This is a genomic window from Streptomyces sp. YJ-C3 (assembly GCF_053891275.1).
The window spans coordinates 2107883-2129653 of the sequence record NZ_CM132685.1 but is presented as its reverse complement, the minus strand read 5'-3'; the positions used below and the strand labels follow the sequence as shown (position 1 = coordinate 2129653).

Sequence of the window (21771 nt, the reverse complement as noted above, 5' to 3'; positions counted from 1 at the left end):
GGATCCATAGTGACAACCTCTCAGTTAACGCAAGATCAGAAACCGGGAGCGGCCCGCCGGGAGGGGCACCCCGGCATCGCCCTGACCGTCATCGCCGCCTGCCAACTCATGGTGGTCCTCGACGCGACGATTGTGAACATCGCACTCCCGCACATTCAGGACGCTCTCAAATTCTCGACCACCGACCTCACTTGGGTGGTCAGCGCCTACACCCTCACCTTCGGCGGCCTGCTGCTTCTCGGCGGCCGCGCCGGTGACATCCTCGGCCGTCGCCGGGTCTTCATGACCGGCATCCTGCTGTTCACCTTCGCCTCCCTCCTCGGCGGACTCGCCCAGGAACCGTGGCAGTTGCTGACAGCGCGCGCCCTTCAGGGCGTCGGTGGCGCGATCGCGTCGCCCACTTCACTGGCACTCATCACCACCACGTTCCCCGAAGGACCGGAACGGAACCGCGCGTTCGGGGTCTTCGCCGCGGTCTCGGCGGGCGGCGGCGCCGTCGGCCTCCTGGCCGGCGGCATGCTGACGGAGTGGCTGGACTGGCGCTGGGTGCTGTTCGTGAACGTACCCATCGGCATTCTGATCGCGGTCCTCGCACCGAGGTACATCAACGAGTCGGAGCGTCACCCGGGACGTTTCGACATCTCCGGGGCGCTGACGTCCACGCTCGGCATGGCGGCCCTCGTGTACGGCTTCATCCGTGCGTCCGAGGAGGGCTGGCGGGACAACCTGACCCTCGGATCGTTCGGCGCCGCCGTCGCGCTTCTGGTGGCGTTCGTGGCCATCGAGAGCCGGGCCAAGGAACCGATCACCCCGCTGAAGATGTTCGCCGACCGCAACCGGTCGGGCACGTACGTGATCATGTTGAGTCTCGCCGCGGCCATGCTCGGCATGTTCTTCTTCATCGTCCTGTTCGTACAGAACGTGCTGGGCTACTCGCCGATCGAGGCAGGTCTCGCCTTCCTGCCGGTGACGGCTGCGATCGCGGTCGGCGCCGGTCTGTCGCAGCGGTTCCTACCGGTCCTGGGACCGAAGCCCTTCCTGGTGGGCGGTTCGGCCCTGGTGGCCGTCGGGCTCGCCTGGCAGGCGCTGATCAGCCCTGACAGCTCCTACGTGGGCGGGATCCTCGGCCCGATGCTGATCTTCGCCTTCGGTATGGGTCTGAACTTCGTGACGGTGACTCTCACCGCGGTCTCCGGAGTGGCCCCGCACGAGGCGGGGGCGGCTTCGGGGCTGCTGAACACGACGCAGCAGGTGGGCGGTTCGCTGGGGTTGTCCATTCTGACGACCGTCTTCGGTACGGCGAGCCGTGACGAGGCCAAGACCCAGGCGGCCGACTTCATGGCCAACGCATCGCCCGAACAGAAGGCCGAGTTCGCCAGGACCCACGAGCTGCCAGCGCCGTGGAGCCACGAGATCTTGGCACACGGCATCTCCACGGCGTTCATCCCAGCGGCGGCCATGGCCGTCCTCGCCGTGGTGGTCGCCTTGCTGGTGATCAAGGTCCGCAAAAGCGACCTCGAGGCGCTCTCCGGCACAGCGAGCGCTGCAGGGCCGTCCGGGGGCTGAGGGCCCTGCCGAGTACGTGGATGCCGGGTCACTGTGCACAGCGAGGCACGGCCCGGCATCCACGATGCCGGTCGCTCATCAAAGGCAGAAGGGTGCGGCGCGTCAGACCGACGAGGTCGGCGCCCACTCCGGAAGCGCCTCGGTCCGCTCCAGCCAGTCGGCCGGCGGCCCTCCATCCTTGCCCGAAGCGACGACTCCGCCCACGATCGCGCAGGTCGTGTCCATGTCGCCGCCCACCTGGGCGGTGCTCCAGAAGGCCCGCTCGAAGTCTCCGAGCCCGCGCGCCGCGGACCACAGGGCGAACGGCACGGTGTCATGCGCGGACGTCCGCCGACCGCACCCGAGCACCGCGGCCACAGTGGCCGGGTCGCCGTAGTCGAGCATGTCCTTGGCCCGACGCAGGCCCGCTCCCACCGCGCTGCGCGGCACGAGGGCGATCACGCCGTCCAGCAGGTCCCGCGGGCTCGGCGGCCCCGCAGGATCGGCCACCAGCGCCGCGGCGGCGGCCACGGCCATCGCGCCGACGACGGCCTCACGGTGCTGATGCGTGGGATACGCGGAGATCTCGGCCTGGTGCGTGGCCTGCTCGGGGTCGTCGGCGTAGTAGGCGCCGAGCGGCGCGATGCGCATCGCCGCGCCGTTGCCCCACGAGCCCTGCCCCTTGAACAGCGCGGACGCGAGCATCCGCCAGTCGCCGCCTTCCCGGATCTGCCGCAGCAGCCGGTTCACAGCGGGGCCGTACCCACGGTCGAAGTCGTGGCGCTCGGCGAACGAACGCGCGAGTTCGTCCTGGTCGATACGGTCGTGAGCAGCGAGGACGGCCACCACGGAGCATGCCATCTCGGTGTCGTCGGTCCACTGCCAGGTGCCGTCCGGAACGGCGCGGCGCTTGAGCAGCGGATAGTTCGCCGGGACGAAGAACTGCGACCCCAGCGCATCGCCCACGGAAAGTCCGCGCAGGCTGGACAGGGCGCGGTCCAAGCGCCCGTCGGGAGAGGAATCAGCGGTCATCGCCCTGCCACTCTATCCGGTGACCCCATAGGGCCTAGGGTCGCACCATCGTTCGAATGGCCGGTTCAGTTCGTATTTGCCGTTCTCCCCGAGAACGAGCGCCCGCGTCTCGGCGTTCCCGGGATTCGACAGTGATTCGAAATCCGCGACGCTCCAGTGGAACCAGCGCATACAGAACAGCCGCATGGTCAGGCCGTGGGTCACGAGCAGCACGTTCGGCGGATGGTCGGGCTCTTCGAAGCTGCGGTACAGGCTCTCCAGGAACGCCCCCACCCGGTCGTACACATCCGCCCCGGATTCTCCCTGCGCGAAGCGGTAGAAGAAGTGCCCGTAGGCGTCGCGGTAGGCCTTCTGGAGCCGTACGTCGTCGCGGTCCTGCCAGTTCCCCCAGTCCTGCTCCCTGAGGCGAGGCTCCTCCCGCACCCGGACGAGCTCGGGGTCGAGACGGAACGCCCGGAACGTCTCATGGGTACGCCGGTACGGCGAGACGTAGACGCTCACCCGCTCGCGGCCGAACAGCTCCCGCAGCTCTTGACCCGTCTCATCGGCCTGCCTCCACCCCGTCTCGGTCAGCGCCAGGGCATGGTCGGGCTCACGCTCGTACACGGTGTCATCGGCGTTTCCCTCGGATTCGCCGTGTCGGACAAGAACGATGCGCCGCGGTCGTGCCATGCCACGACCCTAGATCGAATCGGCCGGGTTCGAGCACCCGTACGGGCTCCATCCGGCGTAGACATGGCATGGCAGCGCACGATGGCACGCGCGCGTGGTCGGGGCCTCACACGGTCCAGGTCGGCTCCAGCTTCACGATGTCACCGGTGATGGCGGCCACGTCGGCCTCGATCTGGGCTCTCAGGGACAGCCGCTCCACCCGGTCGACCTGGTACTTACCGTGCTCGGCGGCCGACTGCCACATCGAGAGGACCAGGAACTCGTCGCCCGGGGCCTCCCCGAAGAGGCCACGGACCATCCCGGGCGAGCCGGCCATGGCCGGGTTCCAGACCTTCTGCTGCATCAACGTGAAGTGCTCCGCCCGCTCGGCATTCACCTGGCAGTGCGCGACCCGTACGACATCCGCGTCCGTGAACCGCGGCTCGAAGCCGGTCTTCACATCGAAGCGGTGGTCGAACAGCTTCGTTTGAATGCCCTTGTACGTCCCCGACTGCGCCGCCGCGAGCCGGTCGTGGGACCGCGCCATGAAGGAGTCGTAAAAGGCACGGCTCTCCCAGAAACCGAAGACATGGGCCACGTCGGGCCGTTTTCTGCTCCAGCCACCGCCCTGCCCCCGGAACCCCGGCTCCCCAAGGAGCCCCGCCCATTTCCGCTGCCCCCGCTCGAACCCCCGACGGTCCACCACAGTGCAGCGAATCCACTTGACCAGCACCGCGCCATCGTACGGCGCGGCGCATGAAGCGGGGCCACTCTCCGGTGTAGTGCACGCGCAGCAACTCGGCGGGATCCCGACGCTCAACTCGAACCCGAACTAACGATCGAGAAACGTCCTCAACTCGCTCGCCTGAACGTTCCGTTCGCCCCGTCGACCGAGAATCAGCTCTCGCAGCCCCGGCCGCACCTAATCCGACATCGCAGAGCAACTCCTCGCTCGCACGCAGGAAAGTCCATTTGCTCCAGTACGGCTGCGAACAACAGGTCGCGCTCATAGCCGTGGCCGCCACGGCGCTTTTGCACCGACTTGTTCTACAGAAAAGCCAGATCAAGGGGTGTCGGCCTGCTCAGCAGCATTTCCGGATTCTCGAACGGAATCGCCACTGCATGGGCTACAAGGGCACGGCGCAAGCCTCGGAGCGTCTCCCCATCCGCCTCCAGGTCTCCCTTGAAGCCGATCCGCGGCAACTGGGCCTCAATATCCAGTACTTCCGCGCTCCAGGTCATTCCACAATGATCGACATGACGGCGCTCTTCACCAACCCGGTTTCGGCACGACTGGCCGACGCACAGCGTGTCCTCGTCGCGGGCGCGGGCGGTGGTTTCGACATCTACGCGGGCCTGCCCATAGCCCTCTCCCTCCTCCATGAAGGCAAGGAAGTCCAACTGGCCAATCTGACGTTCAGCGCGGTCGAGGGGCTGCCGTCGGACGCCTGGACAGCCCCGGACGTGGCACGGGTGACGCCGGACTCGGCGCCTCACCAGACCTACTTCCCCGAGCGCACCCTCGCTCAATGGCTGCGCCTGCACGGCTATCCCGACACGGTGCACGCCCTCGCGCGCGTGGGCGTGCAGCCGCTGCGCGCCGCCTACAAGTCGCTGATCGAGCAGTACGACATCGACGCGGTGGTCCTGGTGGACGGGGGCACGGACATCCTGATGCGGGGTGACGAATCAGGTCTCGGCACACCCGAGGAGGACCTCACGAGCGTGGCCGCGCTCGCGCGTATCGAAGGTCCCGCACGACTCGTCCTCTCCCTCGGGTTCGGAGTCGACGCGTACCACGGGGTCAGTCACGGACTGGTCCTGGAGAACATCGCAGCTCTGGAGCGGTCGGGCGACTACTTGGGTGCCTTTTCGCTGTCCCGCGCATCAAAGGAGGGCGCCCTGTTCGTGGACGCTGTCGCCCATGCGCAGGAACACACGCCTGCCCATCCGAGCATCGTCAACGGATCGATCGCGGCCGCGGTCCAAGGCGCTTTCGGAGACGTGCAGTTCACGGCGCGCACCCGCGGCAGTGAGCTGTTCATCAATCCTCTGATGGCGCTCTACTTCGCGTTCGAACTCGAGGGGGTGGCACGGCACTGCCAGTATCTGGACCGCATCGAGGACACCCACCTCATCCGGCAGGTGAGCAGTGCCATCGAGTCCTTCCGTGAGGAGACATCCACCCGGCCGCCCCGCCGCATCCCGCACTGACGGGTACGGCCGCGCGGTGTCAGTGGGACCACGTAGCGTGTCTGTAGCACTCAACATTGCACCGAGAAGGGGGAGTTCGGTGAGCAGCCTCCGCAAGGGGATCGAGAAGATCGAAGTCGGCCTGAAGTGGGACCCGAGCCCGTTGGGCTCGCTTCCCCACGACCTGGACCTCATCGCCGCGACGTACACGGGTGACGACCCGCACGGCAGCCCCGCCTATGTCGTCCACTTCGACAGCCGCTCCCCCGACGGGACCATCACCCTCAACCGGGACAGCAGAACCGGGATGGGACTCGGTTTCGACGAGGTGATGACGCTCGAGCTGGATCGGCTGGCGGACCGGTACGCACGCGTGGTCGTGGGCGTCGCCATACAGCAGAGCGAACAACAGCCGGCCGGGCAGACCACGGTGTTCCGGGACGTGGCGAACACGGCCGTACGGATACGGGAGGGCTACACCGACCTGTCGCAGCACGACCTCTCCGCGGTGGGCGGCAGTTCGGCGACCACGATCGCCGAGTTCACCCGGGACGCCGACGGCGAGTGGTCGTTCCAGGAAGTCGTCCGCGGCTTCGACGGCGACCTCGCCTCGTTCGCCGTCGCGATGGGCAGCCTCTAGCCCGCCGACGCCGAAGGGGCGGCGGAACCGTAGTGGTCCCGCCGCCCCTTCGGATCAGGCGATCAGCTGCAACCGCTGGTCGAGCCGCAGCCCTCGCAGATGTAGCAGGAGCCGGCGCGCTGCATCTTCGTACCGCAGGAGAAGCAGAGCGGGGCGTCGGCCTGGATGCCCAGCTGCATCTCGACGAGCTCGGCGCTGGTGTGCGCCTGCTTCGGGGCGGGCTGCGCGGTGGCGGCCTCGGCCTTCGGCGTCTCGACGGCCTTCAGGGACTCGGCCTGCAGCGTCTGGACGGGCGCCGACTGCGCCAGCCCCTCGACGTCGACCTCGTCCTCGGAGGGCTCGTAGGAGCCCGTCTCCAGGTGACGCTGACGCTCCTCGGCGGAGTGGATGCCGAGCGCGGAGCGCGTCTCGAACGGCAGGAAGTCGAGCGCCAGGCGACGGAAGATGTAGTCGACGATCGACTGCGCCATCCGCACGTCCGGGTCGTCCGTCATACCGGCCGGCTCGAAGCGCATGTTCGTGAACTTCGAGACGTACGTCTCGAGCGGCACGCCGTACTGCAGACCCACGGAGACTGCGATGGAGAAGGCGTCCATCATGCCCGCGAGGGTGGAGCCCTGCTTGGACATCTTCAGGAAGACCTCACCGAGACCGTCGTCCGGGTAGGAGTTGGCGGTCATGTAGCCCTCAGCGCCGCCCACCGTGAAGGAGGTGGTGATGCCGGGACGGCCCTTGGGGAGACGCTTGCGGACCGGGCGGTACTCGACGACCTTCTCGACCGCCTTGCGGATCTCCGCCTCGGCCTTCTCCGTGACCTCGGCCTTCTCCTTCTCCTTGGTCTTGGCGGAGAGGGGCTGGCCGACCTTGCAGTTGTCGCGGTAGATGGCGAGCGCCTTGACGCCCATCTTCCAGGCCTCGAAGTAGACCTCCTCGACGTCCTCGACCGTCGCCGTCTCCGGCAGGTTGACGGTCTTGGAGAGGGCGCCGGAGATCCAGGGCTGGATCGCGGCCATCATGCGGACGTGGCCCATCGCGGAGATGGAGCGCTCGCCCATGGCGCAGTCGAAGACCTCGTAGTGCTCGGTCTTCAGGCCCGGGGCGTCGACCACGTTGCCGTTGTCGGCGATGTGGGCGACGATCGCCTCGATCTGCTCCTCCTGGTAACCCAGGCGGCGCAGGGCCTGCGGCACGGTGCCGTTGACGATCTGCATCGAGCCGCCGCCGACCAGCTTCTTGAACTTGACCAGGGCGAGGTCGGGCTCGAGGCCGGTGGTGTCGCAGGACATCGCGAGACCGATGGTGCCGGTCGGCGCGATGACGGACGCCTGGGAGTTACGGAAACCGTTCTTCTCCCCGAGGCGGATCACGTCCTGCCAGGCCTCCGTGGCGGCGGCCCAGATCGGCGTGTCCAGGTCGTCGACACGGACGGCCACGGAGTTGGCGTCGGCGTGCTGCTTCATGACGCGCTGGTGCGGGGTGGCGTTCTTGGCGTAGCCGTCGTACGGGCCGACGACCGCCGCGAGCTCCGCGGAGCGCTTGTAGGACGTACCCGTCATCAGCGACGTGACGGCGCCGGCGAGAGCGCGGCCGCCGTCGGAGTCGTAGGCGTGGCCGGTCGCCATGAGCAGGGCGCCCAGGTTCGCGTAGCCGATGCCGAGCTGACGGAAGGCGCGGGTGTTCTCGCCGATCTTCTGGGTCGGGAAGTCCGCGAAGCAGATCGAGATGTCCATCGCGGTGATGACCAGCTCGACGACCTTCGAGAAGCGCTCGACGTCGAAGGACTGGTGGCCCTTGCCGTCGTCCTTCAGGAACTTCATCAGGTTCAGCGAGGCGAGGTTGCAGGACGTGTTGTCCAGGTGCATGTACTCGCTGCACGGGTTCGAGCCGTTGATCCGGCCGGACTCCGGGCACGTGTGCCACTGGTTGATGGTGTCGTCGTACTGGATGCCGGGGTCGGCACAGGCCCAGGCGGCCTCGGCCATCTTGCGGAAGAGCGACTTGGCGTCGACCTCCTCGATGACGTCACCGGTCATACGGGACGTCAGACCGAACTTGCCGCCCTCCTCGACCGCCTTCATGAACGTGTCGTTCACACGGACCGAGTTGTTGGCGTTCTGGTACTGGACGGACGTGATGTCGTCGCCGCCCAGGTCCATGTCGAAGCCCGCGTCGCGCAGGGCGCGGATCTTCTCCTCTTCCTTCACCTTGGTCTCGATGAAGTCCTCGATGTCGGGGTGGTCGACGTCGAGGATGACCATCTTGGCCGCGCGGCGCGTGGCGCCACCCGACTTGATCGTTCCTGCAGAGGCGTCGGCACCGCGCATGAAGGAGACGGGGCCCGAGGCGTTGCCACCGGAGGAGAGCAGCTCCTTGGAGGAGCGGATCCGGGAGAGGTTCAGGCCGGCGCCGGAGCCGCCCTTGAAGATCATGCCCTCTTCCTTGTACCAGTCGAGGATCGACTCCATGGAGTCGTCGACGGCAAGGATGAAGCAGGCGGAGACCTGCTGGGGCTGCGGGGTGCCGACGTTGAACCACACCGGCGAGTTGAAGCTGAAGATCTGGTGCAGGAGGGCGTACGCCAGTTCGTGCTCGAAGATCTCGGCGTCGGCGGGCGAAGCGAAGTACTTGTAGTCCTCGCCGGCCTTCCGGTACGTCTTCACAATGCGGTCGATGAGCTGCTTCAGGCTCACCTCTCGCTGCGGGGTGCCCACGGCGCCCCGGAAGTACTTGCTGGTGACGATGTTGACCGCGTTCACCGACCAGAACTCGGGGAACTCGACGCCACGCTGCTCGAAATTGACCGAGCCGTCGCGCCAGTTGGTCATGACGACGTCACGACGCGCCCATTCCACCTCGTCGTACGGATGCACGCCGGGGGTGGTGTGGATGCGCTCGATACGCAGACCCTTGGTGGCCTTGGAACCCTTCGCTCGGGAACCTCGTGCCGGGCCGCTCGCCGTCTCTGTCATGCCGCCTCCCATATACCGGGCTAAAACGCCCAAAAGTGCCTGGTTCTTCCCGTGGCACGGTGTGTGTCTTGTGTTGCGGGCGCCGCTCTTGCCGCCCGCAACAGGTCTGTGGATCGCCGCCGCCCGGCCCCTGGCCGGTCAGTCGGCGGCGTGGGCGGGCACGGGGACTTCCACAGTCCCTCCGGGCCCGCTGTCACTCTCTACGCGCTCCGCGCCCGCGTCGTCCGCCTCCGCGCCGGGCGCTTGTTCCCTCAGTTCCGCGATCGCGGACTCGAAGTCCTCCAGCGAGTCGAACGCCCGGTACACGGACGCGAACCGCAAGTAGGCAACGAGATCCAGCTCCTGAAGCGGGCCGAGTATGGCCAGGCCCACGTCATGGGTGGTCAATTCGGCGCTCCCGGTGGCACGCACCGCTTCCTCGACCCGCTGACCGAGGAGAGCGAGCGCGTCCTCGGTCACCGGGCGCCCCTGGCACGCCTTGCGTACGCCGTTGATGACCTTGGTGCGACTGAAGGGTTCGGTCACCCCGCTCCGCTTGACCACCATCAGTGAGCATGTCTCCACCGTCGTGAAACGACGGGAGCAGTCCGGACACTGACGGCGCCGGCGGATCGACGTGCCGTCGTCGGTGGTGCGGCTGTCGACGACACGACTGTCGGGATGCCTGCAGAAGGGGCAGTGCATGAACTCCCAACCCTCCTTCACGGCACGACTCGATAGCCCCGAGAGGCTGATCCCGCCCCTCGAAGCAGCCCCCAGCATAGGCGATGACCACGGCCATGAAGGACCGGGGACCACAACTTCTGGGCTGCTGATGCAATCCAACCACTACATCTGGGGTTTGGCCGCTTTTTGAGCCCTAGAGCGTGTCGCAGGGCCAGGTTCGCCGCGCGAGGCAAGGAAACCTCATGAGCCACACCCCTCGACCGGCACGACGCACGCGAAAGGGGGCGGTGCCCGGTTGACGAGGCGGCGGATGGCAGACTGGGAGAGCCCTCAGAGCGGGTCTCAGTCCCGGCGGTGAAGCGTACCGGATTGAACCGAATCGTCACTCCGTACGAGTGCTGGCCATACACCTAGGCACATGATCACGACAAGCAATCTACGGTTTTTCACTCGAACGTGTGTTTGGCGCAACCTTTCGAAAGGAACTACCGTTGGCTAGCTAGGGAGACATTCTCGAGAGGGGCCCATCGACGTGACCACCACCGCAGACAGTGCCACCATCACTGCCCAGGGCCGCGCCCAGGGCCGACTCGAGCCGGTGCATGCCATGAATGACGCAGCCATGAGCCAGGAGGGGCCCAAGCCCGGGCGCTCGCTGCCCGGCCGACCTCCAGGCATCCGCGCGGACAGCTCGGGGCTCACCGACCGCCAGCGTCGGGTGATCGAGGTCATCAGGGACTCGGTGCAGCGCCGTGGATACCCGCCGTCGATGCGGGAGATCGGTCAGGCGGTGGGCCTGTCCAGCACCTCGTCGGTGGCGCACCAGCTGATGGCCCTCGAGCGCAAGGGTTTCCTGCGCCGCGACCCGCACCGTCCTCGCGCGTACGAGGTTCGCGGCTCGGATCAGCCGAGCGCGCAGCCCACGGACACGACGGGCAAGCCGGCCGCTTCGTATGTGCCCTTGGTCGGCCGTATCGCCGCAGGTGGTCCGATCCTCGCCGAGGAGTCGGTCGAGGATGTCTTCCCGCTCCCCCGGCAGCTGGTCGGTGACGGTGAGCTGTTCGTACTGAAGGTCGTCGGTGACTCGATGATCGAAGCCGCGATCTGCGACGGCGACTGGGTCACGGTCCGTCGCCAGCCCGTCGCGGAGAACGGTGACATCGTCGCGGCGATGCTCGACGGCGAGGCGACCGTCAAGCGCTTCAAGCGCGAGGACGGCCACGTGTGGCTGCTCCCCCACAATGCCGCGTACCAGCCCATCCCCGGTGACGAGGCGACGATCCTCGGCAAGGTGGTGGCGGTACTGCGCCGGGTGTGACTCCTCCCTGACCGGGCCCCGGAACCAACTGCGCCGGTTCCGGGGCCCAGCGCTGTCCACGCCAGGCCCCGTGGTCAGCCGAATCGCTGCGCAGGGCTGAAAAGCTACTTGTCGTCGGCCTTCGCTGTCGCGTCGATCGCGGCAAGCGAGCGCCGCACCTGATTCCGGTCCGTCGTGTACCAGAAGTCCGGCATCGAGGCGCGCAGATAGCTGCCATAGCGGGCCGTCGCCAGGCGGGGGTCGAGGACGGCGACGACGCCACGATCTCCCGTGGCGCGTACGAGACGGCCTGCCCCCTGCGCCATGAGCAGCGCCGCATGCGTCGCCGCCACCGCCATGAAGCCGTTGCCGCCGGCGTCCTCGACGGCCTTCTGCCGGGCGCTCATCAGCGGATCGTCGGGGCGTGGGAACGGGATTTTGTCCATGACGACCAGCTGGCAGCCGGCTCCCGGTACGTCCACGCCCTGCCACAGGGACAGCGTGCCGAACAAGCAGGTCTTCGGGTCCGCGGCGAAGCCCTTGATCAGCTCGCCGAGGGTGTCCTCGCCCTGCAGCAGGATCGGGTACTCGGGAATCCTCGTCCGCAGTTCCTCAGCCGCCGCCTGGGCGGCGCGCATCGACGAGAACAGGCCCAGCGTTCTGCCGCCGGCCGCCTGCATCAGTTCGGCCAGCTCGTCCATCATGTCGCTCCGCGTGCCTTCGCGTGCGGGACGGGCCAGGTGCTTGGCGACGTAGAGGATGCCCTGCTTCGGGTAGTCGAACGGCGAGCCGACGTCGATGCCCCTCCACTCGGGCAGGTCGTCGCCCTTCGTGCCCTCGGGAGCGAGGCCCAGAGAGGCGCCCACTCCATTGAAGTCACCGCCGAGCTTCAAGGTCGCCGATGTCAGGGTGACGGAGCGGTCGGAGAAGAGTTTCTCTCGCAGCAGTCCCGAGACGGACATGGGCGCCACGCGCAGCGACGCCCCGAACCGGTCATGGCGCTCGTACCAGACGACGTCCCACTCCGATCCGTTCGTGATCCGCTCCGCGACGCCGTGGATCGTCTCCACTGAGGCGAGAGCCTGCTTTCGTACGGCGTCCTCGTCCTGAACGGACTTGTCCCGCGTCGATCCGATGGCGGTGATGACGGTGCGTGCGGCGTCGCGAAGCGCCATCAGCGCATAGCCGAGGTCTTCCGGAATCTCCTCGAGGCGGCCGGGCAGGGCCAGCTCCATGAGTCGCTCGAAGCCCTCGGCGGCGGTCTGGAGCTGATCGGCGGCCTTCTCGTTCACGAGCTTGGCTGCGCGGCGCACGGCACGATTGACCTGGCCGGACGTGAGCTCGCCGGTGGCCACGCCGGTCACCCGGGACACCAGCTCGTGAGCCTCGTCCACGATCAGGACCTCGTGCTGCGGCAGGACCGGCGCGCCCTCGATGGCGTCGATCGCGAGCAGTGCGTGGTTCGTGACGATGACGTCGGCGAGCTTGGCGCGCTCACGCGACATCTCCGCGAAGCACTCCTGTCCGTACGCGCACTTCGACGCGCCCAGGCATTCCCTGGACGACACCGACACCTGGGACCAGGCTCGGTCCGAGACGCCGGGCGTGAGGTCGTCCCGGTCGCCCGTCTCGGTCTCGTCGGCCCAGTCCCGCATGCGCAGCAGGTCCTGTCCGAGCTTGCTGGTCGGCGCGGCCGCCTCGAACTGGTCGAAGAGCCCGTCTTCCTCGTCCTGCGGCACGCCCTCGTGGAGACGGTGCAGGCACAAGTAGTTCGACCGGCCCTTCAGCATGGCGAACTCGGGGCGGCGGCGCAGCAGCGGATGCAGGGCGTCGACCGTGCGCGGCAGGTCCCGCTCGACGAGCTGGCGCTGGAGGGCGAGCGTGGCCGTCGCCACCACGACGCGCTCCCCGTGGGCCAGGGCCGGCACCAGGTATCCGAGTGACTTTCCGGTGCCGGTGCCCGCCTGGACGAGCAGATGGGAGCCGTCGTCGATCGCCTCGGCGACGGTCTCGGCCATGGTCACCTGGCCAGGGCGCTCGGTGCCGCCGACCGCAGTGACCGCGGCGTGCAGGAGCTCGGGGAGTGAGGGCTTCGTCATAGCTCGACCACCCTAAGGGGCACCACTGACAATCCCGCGATCAAGGCTGGTGCAAGGGGTTGGCGACGGTGCCGTGCACGGCGGCGTGCGGGCGGTGGGAGCGGTCGCGGTAGCCGTCGAGGTGGAGCCGGTTGCGGTTGAGACACAGACGTTCGATCTCCGGCGTGAGCAGGTCGAACATCTCGTACCGCTCCTTCAGCTCCGGGAAGAGGGCGTGGTGCCGCACGATCTCCGCGCGCACCAGCGACCAGAACTCCGCTTCCGGCACTCCCAGTTGTTCCTCGCACAGCGGCGCCAGGTACCGGAAGACGCCGACGAAGAGCCCGGAGTGGATGAACTGGGTCAGGAACGCGGGACTCTCGGTGAGCAGGACGTCACGGACGTCCTCGGGCATGGAGGCGTGCTCCGGAAGCGGTTCGGCGCTGACATTGACGTCATCCACGAAGTCCTTGACCGCCAGGCGGACGGGTACGTCCTGGTCGTCGAAGACGACGATGGCGTTCTCGCCGTGGGGCGAGAACACGGTTCCGTAGCGGTACAGAAAGCACAGCAGGGGCGGAAGCAGAGCGGCGAAGAGCCTGCGCAGCCAGACCTTCGGGTCGAGTCCCGATCGCTCGACGAGTTCTGCCACGAACGCACGTCCGTGGGGGTCGACGTGCGACAAGGAGGCGAGGGTACGCGCCCGCTCCCCAGGAGCGAGGTGTCGCGTCACAGGCTCGCGCCAGATCGCTCCGAGCAGCTCCTTGTACTGGTAGGGGACCTCGTCGAGCCCGTCGTACAAGGGGTGCTGAACGGCCACTGAGGCGACTTCGCCCAGCAGGATGACTCCGCACTCGTCCTTGAGGAAGGGGTCGGAGTCGCGCAGTGCGAGCATCCATGTGGTCACGGCGGGAGCGGCCAGGGTGCGCTCCGTCGGGAGGCCGCGCCATACAAGGGTGTTGAGAACGGACAGCGGCAGTTTGACGGTGTGCCGTTCCGGGTGGGTGGTGTTCAGGAACGTGCGGATCGACTGCTGGGGCAGGCGCAGGTCGCCGTCGGTGGGGAGGGGGACGATCTCGTGCCGGGCGATGGACGGCGCGAAGAGCGGGAGCACGATGTCGTCCCACTGCCAGGGGTGCACGGGGAGGTAGAGGTACGCGGCCGGGTCCAGGCCTCGTGCGCGCAGGCTCTCGGCGAACAGCTGCCGTGTCGACATGTCCAGTTCGCGGGAGTAGAGGGAGTCGGCGGACTCCAGTCCTGAGGCGCCCCGGTAGCTGGCGAGGCCGGTGTGCACAGCGATCCAGGGGAGGCTGGTGTGACGGCGGGCCTCTGGGGCCCAGCGGGATGTGTCGGTTGCCGAGAATCCGAGGCGGCCCTTGTTGAGGACGATCCAGGGGTGGCCGGTCTGGTGGCCTTCGAGATCGGCGTATCCGAGGTCGGCGAGCCGCGCCGCGGTCACCGCGGTGTGGTCGAGGCGGGCGTCGGCGGCGAGGGTGACGGTGAGCTCGCGGATGAGGTGGCCGAGGGTGGTGCCGTCGAGGCCGATGAGGTGCTTGGTGCGCAGGAGGAAGGTGAGCGGGTCAGTGAGTGGCCCGGAATCGTGCGGAGCAGGGGATTCGGCGTCCGCTGCGCTCGGTTCGGCCGTCCACTCGATGTTGTCTGGATCGACCTGCCAACTGCCGTACGCACCACGGCGGGCGCGGAATCGGACCAGTCCGCCATTCGATTCTTCGTGGCTCGGGACGGTCAGGGTGTAGAGGTGGCGGCCGGGGGGAGCGGCAGCGTCCGGGTCGGCGGGCAGCGGCTGGAAGATCTCCTCGTACGCGAATTCACCGATCAGCTTGGCCAGCAGACGAGCTCCTGCCCTGTCCCAGTTCTCACGCGTGAGCTCGGGCGGGTCGTACAGCACGGGCGGCTCTGCGGAAATCGGGGCGACGGGCGGATTCGGCACAGGGACTCCTCGCGAGGGAACCGGATCGGGTCGAGCGGTGTACTAAGAGTGACTGGCTCACAGCACAGTGCGCAGGGTGCGGTCACGGACCATGAGCGCGGCTCGCTTGTCGGGGAGGTCCACCTCGGCGGAGAAGCGGAAGCCGGCGCTCAAGAAGGCGGAGACGGAGGGGGTGTTGCGAAGGTCGGGTTCTGCGACGACGCGCGCGCACGGCGGGCGGTGGTCGAGTACGAGGTCGGCGACGGCTTTGAGCAGCGTGGTTCCGAGCCCTCGTCCGCGGTTGGCGACGCCACCGATGAGGAGGTGGATGCCGGTGTCGTGCGGGCGGGCGGGGTAGTGACGGGCCAGCGGGTCCAGGTCGGCGCGGTAGATCTCCCAGTAGCTCATGGGTGTGCCGTCGAGTACGCCGAGGCAGGGGACACTGCGACCGTCGCCGTCGAGTTGAGGGCGAAGGTGGTCCGCGGTGACGGTCTCTGGACCCGCGAGTTCCCAGAAGGCGGCCACGGCGGGGTCGTTCATCCAGCGGCTGATGAGCGTGAGGTCGCGCTCGAGGCGGACCGGGACGAGGTGGAACACGCCTGCCGGAGTGGTGGCGGGCCCCCACTCCCCCACGTTGTCGAGCAGATCGTGCTCGGTGGGGTCGATGAGGGCGGCCGTGCTCCGGTGCTCGCTGTCCGTCCCGGAGACGTGTTTCGGTCCGTCCTGCTCGGCGATGAGCGCGATGAGTTCATCGGGCAGGCGCAGGTCCAGGGTGTCCTGGCAGTCCGTGTTCTCCGGACCGGCGGTGGTTTCGCTCGGGTCGGCGACGGGGGTGGTGTCCGCGTCGGTGCTCGCATCGGTGGGGGGCACGGCGACGCTCCTCTCAGGAAGTGGTGCGGGGCGTGGTCCTTGGGTTCGCGGGGTCCTCTGGGCCGTCAGGGATGAAGGGGGTTGGTGATGGTGACGTAGACGGATTGGGTGTCGACGGGGCCGACGAGTTCGTCGAGGCCGTGCAGCCGGGTGAGGAGGTTGGCCTTGCAACGGAGCGTGGGCGAGTCCAGCAGTTGTCCGGGCAGGGGGCTGCGCAGTCGGGTGGGCCCGGCGGCGGCTTCGTTCAGGAAGCGACGGAAGGCCGCGAGCAGAAGGCGTTCGTCGGCGAGGTGTTGGGAGCCGAAGGCGCCGATGAGGCCGAGGACGTTGTTGACGGCGAGGTAGTAGGCGAAGCGTTCGTCGGTGACCTCGTCGGAGACAAAGGTGTCGCTGCGCATGCCGATGCCGGGGAGCCTCGTGTCGAGTTCGGCACGGCGGGACTCACGGAAGTAGTAGCCCTGGTTGTCGCGGTAGCGCCCACCGGTGGGCCATCCGTCGGCGTCGAGGAGGAGGAGGGTGTTCTGCTGATGGGCCTCGAGGGCGATGCCGGCTTCGCTGTCGAGCCAGAGCACGGGGCGCACGACCTGCTCGAGGTAGCGCAGGAACCACTCGGTGGCGACGGCTCCACGGGGTCGTCCGGTGCGTGCCGCGAGGTTGTCGATGGTGTCGGCGAGCCGTGAGCCCATCGGGGCGCGGTCCGGGTGGCCCGATGGGTCGTGCGAGGGCCGAGGGGAGACGAACCCGGCGATGCAGGAGGCGTCGTCGCCGGGACCGAAGGGGTTGTTGCGGATCATGACGTCGAGGCCGGGCACGGGTTCACCGGCCGGGTCGTCGACCGCCAGCCAGGCCGGGTCGCGGACGATGTCGAAGCCCGGGTGGGCGGCATGCCACTGCGCGGCGAGGCCGTTGCGCAGGAGCCGGTGGACCTCGACGCCTCGGTGGAGTTCCTTGCGGAGGTTCTCGCGGCGGGAGTTGGTGATCCGCAGGCCGAGAGACAGCTTCAGCATGGCCGGCGTGCCGGGGCGGTACAGGGTGCGGACAGAAGAGGTGGGGAACCAGGGCTCGCCGTGCGGGCCGAGGTCGCGCAGGAGGCCTGCGTTCAGGAGGGATGCGGTGCTGGGGCGGTGCTGGAGTTCGCGGATCTGCCAAGGGTGGACGGGCAGAGCTGCGTAGCCGTCGGGCAATGGGAGGCCGGGGCCGGCGAGTTGGGAGGTGAGATCGGCGGCGGAGACGGCACGGCCGCGTTCGGTCCAGGCCGAGTCGTGGGCGAGGACATCGGGTGCGACGGCGATCCAGTGCAGCGGGAAAGAGCCGCGCAGTTCTGGTGAGTAGCGGCGGGCTTCGGCTTCGGAGAGTCCTTCGCGGCTCTTCGGAGTGGGGTGGAGCGGGTGGCCGAGGAGCAGGGCCTGTTCGCCGGCGAGGAAGCGGTCGGGGGCGTCGGCGCGTCGTCGGCGGCGGTCTGCGATGAACTCGGCCGTGCGGCGTACGGAGTCGGCGACCCGGCCGACCAGGTCGCCGCCGTCACCGGTGGGGACGACGGAGGCGGTGAGGGCGGTGGTTCGGGTGGCGTCTGCCACCGAGTCCGAGCCTGGCAGGGGCTGGTTATCGGCATCGGCATCCTGCATATCCGGTGAGACGCGGGCGTCGGTGCTCGGTGTATGCCGTACGGCGTTCGCGCCTGCACCGGCACCAGCCGCGGCTTCGACACCGGCTTCGGCGGTCTCGTTCGGCGTCGGTGCCGCGTCGCCCGGGGCCGATTCGCGGCTCAGGAGGGCGGCGAGGGTCACCGCGTCGACGCAGGGGGCGCCCCGGGGGCCGTCCTCCAGATAGGGCAGGCCGAAGCGGTGCCAGCCGGTGCGTGACCAGTAGTGGACGGGGACGAGGAGAGCGGTGCCGCTCGCGGGCAGAGCCACGCGAAGGGCACCCACGGAAGGAGGGGCGATGTCGTTCTCGCGTACCCAGCAGCGCAGCAGGTTCTCAACTGCGGCGAGCTGGGCGGATGTTGCGGGATCGGGGTGTTCCAGGAGGTCGACGGCAGGGTCGCCTGGAGAGGTGTGCAGACGCTCGGCCTCTTGGCCGCCGCCCATCTGCCGGGGAACCGTGTCACGCTCCGACCCGTGCGGGGTCTGCGTGTCGCAGGCTCCGCCGACAGGGGGGCGGGGACGGCCATCGGATGCGGGAGTGGCGTTCAAGAGTGCTTCCTTGCGTGGGGTGGTGGGCTCCGTGGGGCGGTGGTCCGGCTGGTCCGGTTGCCGCGGCTGTCGCTGGTGCAGGGCGGGCCGCCGTGTACGGGCGCTGCTAGGAGTGAGAGGTCCGGGCCACGGCGGCGAGGGCGTCCGCGAGCCGGTCGACGACGGCCGCGGCCTGTTCGTCGGTGATCGTGAGGGGAGGCAGAAGGCGTACGACGCTGGAGTGACGGCCGCCGAGTTCGACGATCAGGCCCCGGTCCAGGCAGGCGTCGCGCACGGCCGCGGCAAGGTCCGGGGCGGCCGGGAGCGGCGCGGCCGTCGGCCAGCCGAGGAGCGGGTCGGTCGAGAGGTCGGGGTTGTCGGGGCCGCCCGTGGCCGCCGGGGGGGCGCCTTCCGGGTCGACGAGTTCCACGCCGATCATCAGGCCCCGGCCTCGTACGTCCCCGATGCAGGGGAACTCCTTGGCGAGGGACTGGAGCTGGCCGATCATGCGGGCGCCGAGGTCCGCGGCACGCTCGGCGAGGCGGTTCTCACGGACGTAGGCAAGGGTCGCGGCGCCCGCGGCCATCGCGAGCTGGTTGCCGCGGAAGGTGCCGGCGTGAGCGCCGGGGCCCCAGATGTCGAGGTCGTCGCGGTAGACGATCACCGCGAGTGGGAGGCTGCCGCCGATCGCCTTGGACAGAACCATCACATCCGGTACGACGCCGCTGTGGTCGACGGCCCAGAAGGCACCGGTCCGGCCGACTCCGGTCTGCACCTCGTCGGCGATCAGCGGGATCGAGCGGTCCTCCGTGATCGCCCGCATGCGGCGCAGCCAGGGATCGGGGGCCGGAATGACACCGCCCTCGCCCTGTACCGGCTCGACGATCATGCCCGCCGGGTGTGGCACTCCCGACTTGGTGTCGTCGAGGAGCGACTCGGTCCAGCGGGCGGCGAGTTCGGCCCCGCGGGGCCCGCCGATACCGAAGGGGCAGCGGTAGTCCTGCGGATAGGGCAGGCGCGCGACCCGGACGTCCTGCGCCCCGCCCGATGCTTCGAGAGCTCCGGCGGTCATCCCGTGGTAGGCGCCGGTGAAGGTAAGGAGGCCGGCGCGGCCGGTGGCGGTGCGGACGAGTTTCAGGGCGGCCTCGACGGCGTCGGTGCCGGCCGGTCCGCAGAACTGGATACGTGCCCGGTCGGCGAGGGCGCGCGGCAGTGTGCGGAACAGTTCGGTGGTGAAGGCGTCCTTCACGGGGGTGGCCAGGTCGAGGACATGGAGGGGCGCGCCCGAGTCGAGGACCTTGCGAATGGCTTCGAGTACCACGGGGTGGTTGTGGCCGAGGGCGAGCGTGCCCGCGCCGGAGAGGCAGTCCAGATAGCGGCGGCCGTCGGCGCCTTCGATGGTGAGTCCCCGGGCCCGGACGGGAACGATCGGCAAGGCCCGCGCATAGGTGCGCGCCGCCGATTCCCGCGCGGACTGGCGGCGCAGAATCCCTTCGTGCACGGCGCTGTCGTGTGCGGCTGTGCCGCGTGCCTCCCCGTCGCACGGGGCGGGCACCGGCACGGGCGAAGGATCGGTCACGGCCACAGCTGCTGGTCCTCCCGCTGGAAGTACGGCCGGCTGGTCTCGTCGACTCACCGGTGGGCGGGGCGAGTTGGCAGACACAGCACCGAATGACCGTCCTGGCATCATGCCAGGACGGTCCGAGGACTGAGCACCGCCTACGGATCCCCCGTACGCACTAACGACGGGAGGACGGGAGGAACACGGGTCACCCGAAGACTTACGACGAGATCTACGCCACAGATCATCAGCGCTGCGCGTCGCCATCCAGCCGGCCGACCCGCGACAACCGGACAGCGCGAGGGCCGTCCCAGTAGGACAGCGAAGCGGTTCGGGGACTGAACTCCGACACCTGAACTCCGACACCTGAACGCCAACGCCTGCAATCCGACCACCGAACACCGGCAACCGAACACCGGCAACTGAACAACGGCAACGGATCGTGCGTACGCATGACCGACGAGGTTCCGCGGGAACACGGGCGGGCCTCCGAGCTCTTCACTGCCCCGCTGAGAAGACCGCTCGGGCGCCTGTTCCGGCACCCCGCTCTCGCTCTCGCTCCTCGCGCGGACGACGGGTCAGGGGGCGGCGCCAAGATCCCTCCGTGACGGAACCGTTGCGGTTCCGTCGGCCGTCCCCGACGGCACCGGCATAGTGTGGGGTGCCGTTCGGGGAGGGGCCACGGCGGCTCATCCACCACACCTGTTCGGCAGTGCAACGATCTCGAAGCCCAGGGGGATTCACGACATGCGACCCATACGCCCACCGTTCGCCGCCCGCCGCGCGAGGAGCGTGCGGGGCAGAACGTCCCCCGTGGCGGCGGCGGTTGCGCTCGGCGCGGTCCTCGCCCTGACCGCCACCGCGTGCGGCCCGAGCGAGGACGACGCGAGCGACAAGCCGACGTCCTCCGCGGCCGCGGGCGGTGACGACACGATCAAGATCCCGGACGACATCAAGGACAAGCTCAAGGAACGCGGGATCGATCTGGACAAGTGGAAGAACGGCGAGTGGAAGAACTGGGACAGGGACAAGTGGCTGCGTGAAGCGCAGGACTTCGTCAACCCGATCATCGACGGTCTGTGGGACTCGGACCGGATGCGCGACGCCGACAAGAACCCGGACAACGAGGTCGACGAGAACGACATCTCCGGGGACCAGGGGGTGACGGACCCGACGCCGCAGCCGGTGAAGGCGGCGGCCGTCGCGAGTCCGTACCACGGCAGCGCGCCGTACGCGGGCAAGTTGTTCTTCGACGGGCCGGAGGGGTCGATGGTGTGCTCGGCGACCGTGGTCTCCGACCCTGCTCACCCGGGTAAGTCCGACATGATCTGGACGGCCGGCCACTGCGTGCACGCGGGCAAGAAGGGCGGCTGGTACCGCAACATCGCCTTCGTGCCCTCGTACAACGACAGCGGCAAGTCGGCCGAGGAGTTGCAGGGAGCACCCAAGGAAGAGGTCGCTCCGTACGGTGTGTGGTGGGGCGACTGGGCGCAGACGTCCGACCAGTGGATCGAGCAGGGCGGCCCGACCGGCGGTGCGGGCGCGCCGTACGACTTCGCCGTCATTCACGTGACGCCGGAGAAGGGCAGCACGGACAAGTCCCTGGAGGAGACGGTCGGTTCGTCGCTCCCGGTGAACTTCAACGCGCCTGCGGTGCCGAAGATCTCCCAGTTGACGGCGAAGGGGTACCCGGCGGCTCCGCCGTTCGACGGGCAGAAGCTGTACCAGTGTGCGGACAGGCCGGGGCGTCTGTCGCTGAACTCGACGGACCCGACGATGTACCGGATCGGCTGCACGATGACCGGCGGTTCGTCCGGTGGCGGCTGGGTCGGGCAGGGCTCGGACGGCAAGCCGGCGCTGGTGTCCAACACCTCGATCGGCCCGGTGACGGCGGGCTGGCTGGCCGGTCCGCGGCTGGGCAAGGAGGCCAAGGGGATCTATGACGCCGTGAGCAAGAAGTTCGCCGGGCAGTAGCCCGGCGGGAGCGGTCCGCCGGACCGGCGGGACAACGGTCCGGTCAGGACGCCGATGTGGACCAGGTCGTCGGCGGCAGGGTGTCGAAACCTTCACCACCCCGCCGCTGTTCGTCCCCATCCCCACAGGCATAGTGGGGTGCTGTGTCGTGGCGGGTGCGCAGGCGCCCGGCTCACGAATGACACGCTCATGAC

Annotated in this window: 15 protein-coding genes; 5 read left to right on the top strand and 10 right to left on the bottom strand. The window is 68.6% G+C overall.

All coding sequences use genetic code 11. The annotated features are described in order from the left end of the window. The first annotated feature begins 9 nt into the window (after positions 1 to 9). Positions 10 to 1566: an MFS transporter gene (locus ACVHNB_RS09450; RefSeq protein WP_428951845.1), complete on the top strand. Its 1557-nt coding sequence runs from the start codon at positions 10 to 12 to the stop codon at positions 1564 to 1566. 102 nt (positions 1567 to 1668) lie between these two features. Here the strand turns inward: ACVHNB_RS09450 and ACVHNB_RS09445 are convergent, their stop codons facing one another. The 3 genes from ACVHNB_RS09445 to ACVHNB_RS09435 form a co-directional block, all read right to left on the bottom strand. After that, positions 1669 to 2577 (bottom strand): ADP-ribosylglycohydrolase family protein, encoded by a 909-nt coding sequence (locus ACVHNB_RS09445; protein ID WP_428951846.1) that lies wholly within the window; start codon positions 2575 to 2577, stop codon positions 1669 to 1671. 12 nt (positions 2578 to 2589) lie between these two features. Then, positions 2590 to 3249: a histidine phosphatase family protein gene (locus tag ACVHNB_RS09440; protein ID WP_428951847.1), complete on the bottom strand. Its 660-nt coding sequence runs from the start codon at positions 3247 to 3249 to the stop codon at positions 2590 to 2592. A 106-nt stretch (positions 3250 to 3355) separates the two neighbouring features. Further along, positions 3356 to 3961: a YdbC family protein gene (locus ACVHNB_RS09435; RefSeq protein WP_428951848.1), complete on the bottom strand. Its 606-nt coding sequence runs from the start codon at positions 3959 to 3961 to the stop codon at positions 3356 to 3358. Positions 3962 to 4485: 524 nt separating this feature from the next. On the opposite strand from ACVHNB_RS09435, the gene ACVHNB_RS09430 reads away from it, so the two are divergent. Next, positions 4486 to 5442, top strand: a complete 957-nt coding sequence (locus tag ACVHNB_RS09430; protein WP_428957516.1) for a DUF1152 domain-containing protein — start codon at positions 4486 to 4488, stop codon at positions 5440 to 5442. Between the two features lie 79 nt (positions 5443 to 5521). Further along, positions 5522 to 6061: a TerD family protein gene (locus tag ACVHNB_RS09425; RefSeq protein WP_428951850.1), complete on the top strand. Its 540-nt coding sequence runs from the start codon at positions 5522 to 5524 to the stop codon at positions 6059 to 6061. A gap of 62 nt (positions 6062 to 6123) precedes the next feature. Here the strand turns inward: ACVHNB_RS09425 and ACVHNB_RS09420 are convergent, their stop codons facing one another. Together ACVHNB_RS09420 and nrdR are read right to left on the bottom strand one after the other, a co-directional pair. Further along, a complete protein-coding gene (locus ACVHNB_RS09420) occupies positions 6124 to 9030 on the bottom strand; it encodes a vitamin B12-dependent ribonucleotide reductase (RefSeq protein WP_456227802.1) in 2907 nt (968 codons plus the stop codon). A gap of 138 nt (positions 9031 to 9168) precedes the next feature. Next, positions 9169 to 9714, bottom strand: coding sequence for a transcriptional regulator NrdR (gene nrdR, locus ACVHNB_RS09415; protein ID WP_456227801.1), 546 nt, complete (start codon positions 9712 to 9714; stop codon positions 9169 to 9171). 514 nt (positions 9715 to 10228) lie between these two features. Here nrdR and lexA point away from each other — a divergent pair. Beyond that, positions 10229 to 11014 carry a transcriptional repressor LexA gene (gene lexA, locus ACVHNB_RS09410; RefSeq protein ID WP_428951853.1) on the top strand — a complete coding sequence of 262 codons (786 nt, stop codon included), beginning with the start codon at positions 10229 to 10231 and terminating at the stop codon, positions 11012 to 11014. A gap of 104 nt (positions 11015 to 11118) precedes the next feature. Here lexA and ACVHNB_RS09405 read toward each other — a convergent pair whose 3' ends face one another. The 5 genes from ACVHNB_RS09405 to ACVHNB_RS09385 all read right to left on the bottom strand — a co-directional run bounded on the left by ACVHNB_RS09405 (position 11119) and on the right by ACVHNB_RS09385 (position 19627). Then, entirely contained in the window at positions 11119 to 13092 is a 1974-nt protein-coding gene (locus tag ACVHNB_RS09405; protein WP_428951854.1) for an ATP-dependent DNA helicase, read from the bottom strand. A gap of 40 nt (positions 13093 to 13132) precedes the next feature. Next, a complete protein-coding gene (locus tag ACVHNB_RS09400) occupies positions 13133 to 15022 on the bottom strand; it encodes an IucA/IucC family protein (RefSeq protein ID WP_456227800.1) in 1890 nt (629 codons plus the stop codon). Between the two features lie 57 nt (positions 15023 to 15079). Further along, on the bottom strand, positions 15080 to 15871 hold the full coding sequence (locus ACVHNB_RS09395) for a GNAT family N-acetyltransferase (RefSeq protein WP_456227799.1): 792 nt from the start codon (positions 15869 to 15871) through the stop codon (positions 15080 to 15082). A gap of 65 nt (positions 15872 to 15936) precedes the next feature. After that, entirely contained in the window at positions 15937 to 17958 is a 2022-nt protein-coding gene (locus tag ACVHNB_RS09390) for an IucA/IucC family protein (RefSeq protein ID WP_456227798.1), read from the bottom strand. A gap of 211 nt (positions 17959 to 18169) precedes the next feature. Continuing rightward, entirely contained in the window at positions 18170 to 19627 is a 1458-nt protein-coding gene (locus tag ACVHNB_RS09385; protein WP_456227797.1) for a diaminobutyrate--2-oxoglutarate transaminase family protein, read from the bottom strand. 723 nt (positions 19628 to 20350) lie between these two features. Here ACVHNB_RS09385 and ACVHNB_RS09380 point away from each other — a divergent pair. Continuing rightward, positions 20351 to 21577: a trypsin-like serine peptidase gene (locus tag ACVHNB_RS09380; protein WP_428951859.1), complete on the top strand. Its 1227-nt coding sequence runs from the start codon at positions 20351 to 20353 to the stop codon at positions 21575 to 21577. Positions 21578 to 21771 lie beyond the last annotated feature (194 nt).

Bases quoted from the DNA above. Each gene is read 5' to 3' on its own strand.
- nrdR (WP_456227801.1), bottom strand. From the start codon at position 9,714: ATGCACTGCCCCTTCTGCAGGCATCCCGACAGTCGTGTCGTCGACAGC.
- ACVHNB_RS09445 (WP_428951846.1), bottom strand. From the start codon at position 2,577: ATGACCGCTGATTCCTCTCCCGACGGGCGCTTGGACCGCGCCCTGTCC.
- ACVHNB_RS09440 (WP_428951847.1), bottom strand. From the start codon at position 3,249: ATGGCACGACCGCGGCGCATCGTTCTTGTCCGACACGGCGAATCCGAG.
- ACVHNB_RS09405 (WP_428951854.1), bottom strand. From the start codon at position 13,092: ATGACGAAGCCCTCACTCCCCGAGCTCCTGCACGCCGCGGTCACTGCG.
- ACVHNB_RS09430 (WP_428957516.1), top strand. From the start codon at position 4,486: ATGACGGCGCTCTTCACCAACCCGGTTTCGGCACGACTGGCCGACGCA.
- ACVHNB_RS09390 (WP_456227798.1), bottom strand. From the start codon at position 17,958: ATGGGCGGCGGCCAAGAGGCCGAGCGTCTGCACACCTCTCCAGGCGAC.
- ACVHNB_RS09380 (WP_428951859.1), top strand. From the start codon at position 20,351: ATGCGACCCATACGCCCACCGTTCGCCGCCCGCCGCGCGAGGAGCGTG.
- ACVHNB_RS09420 (WP_456227802.1), bottom strand. From the start codon at position 9,030: ATGACAGAGACGGCGAGCGGCCCGGCACGAGGTTCCCGAGCGAAGGGT.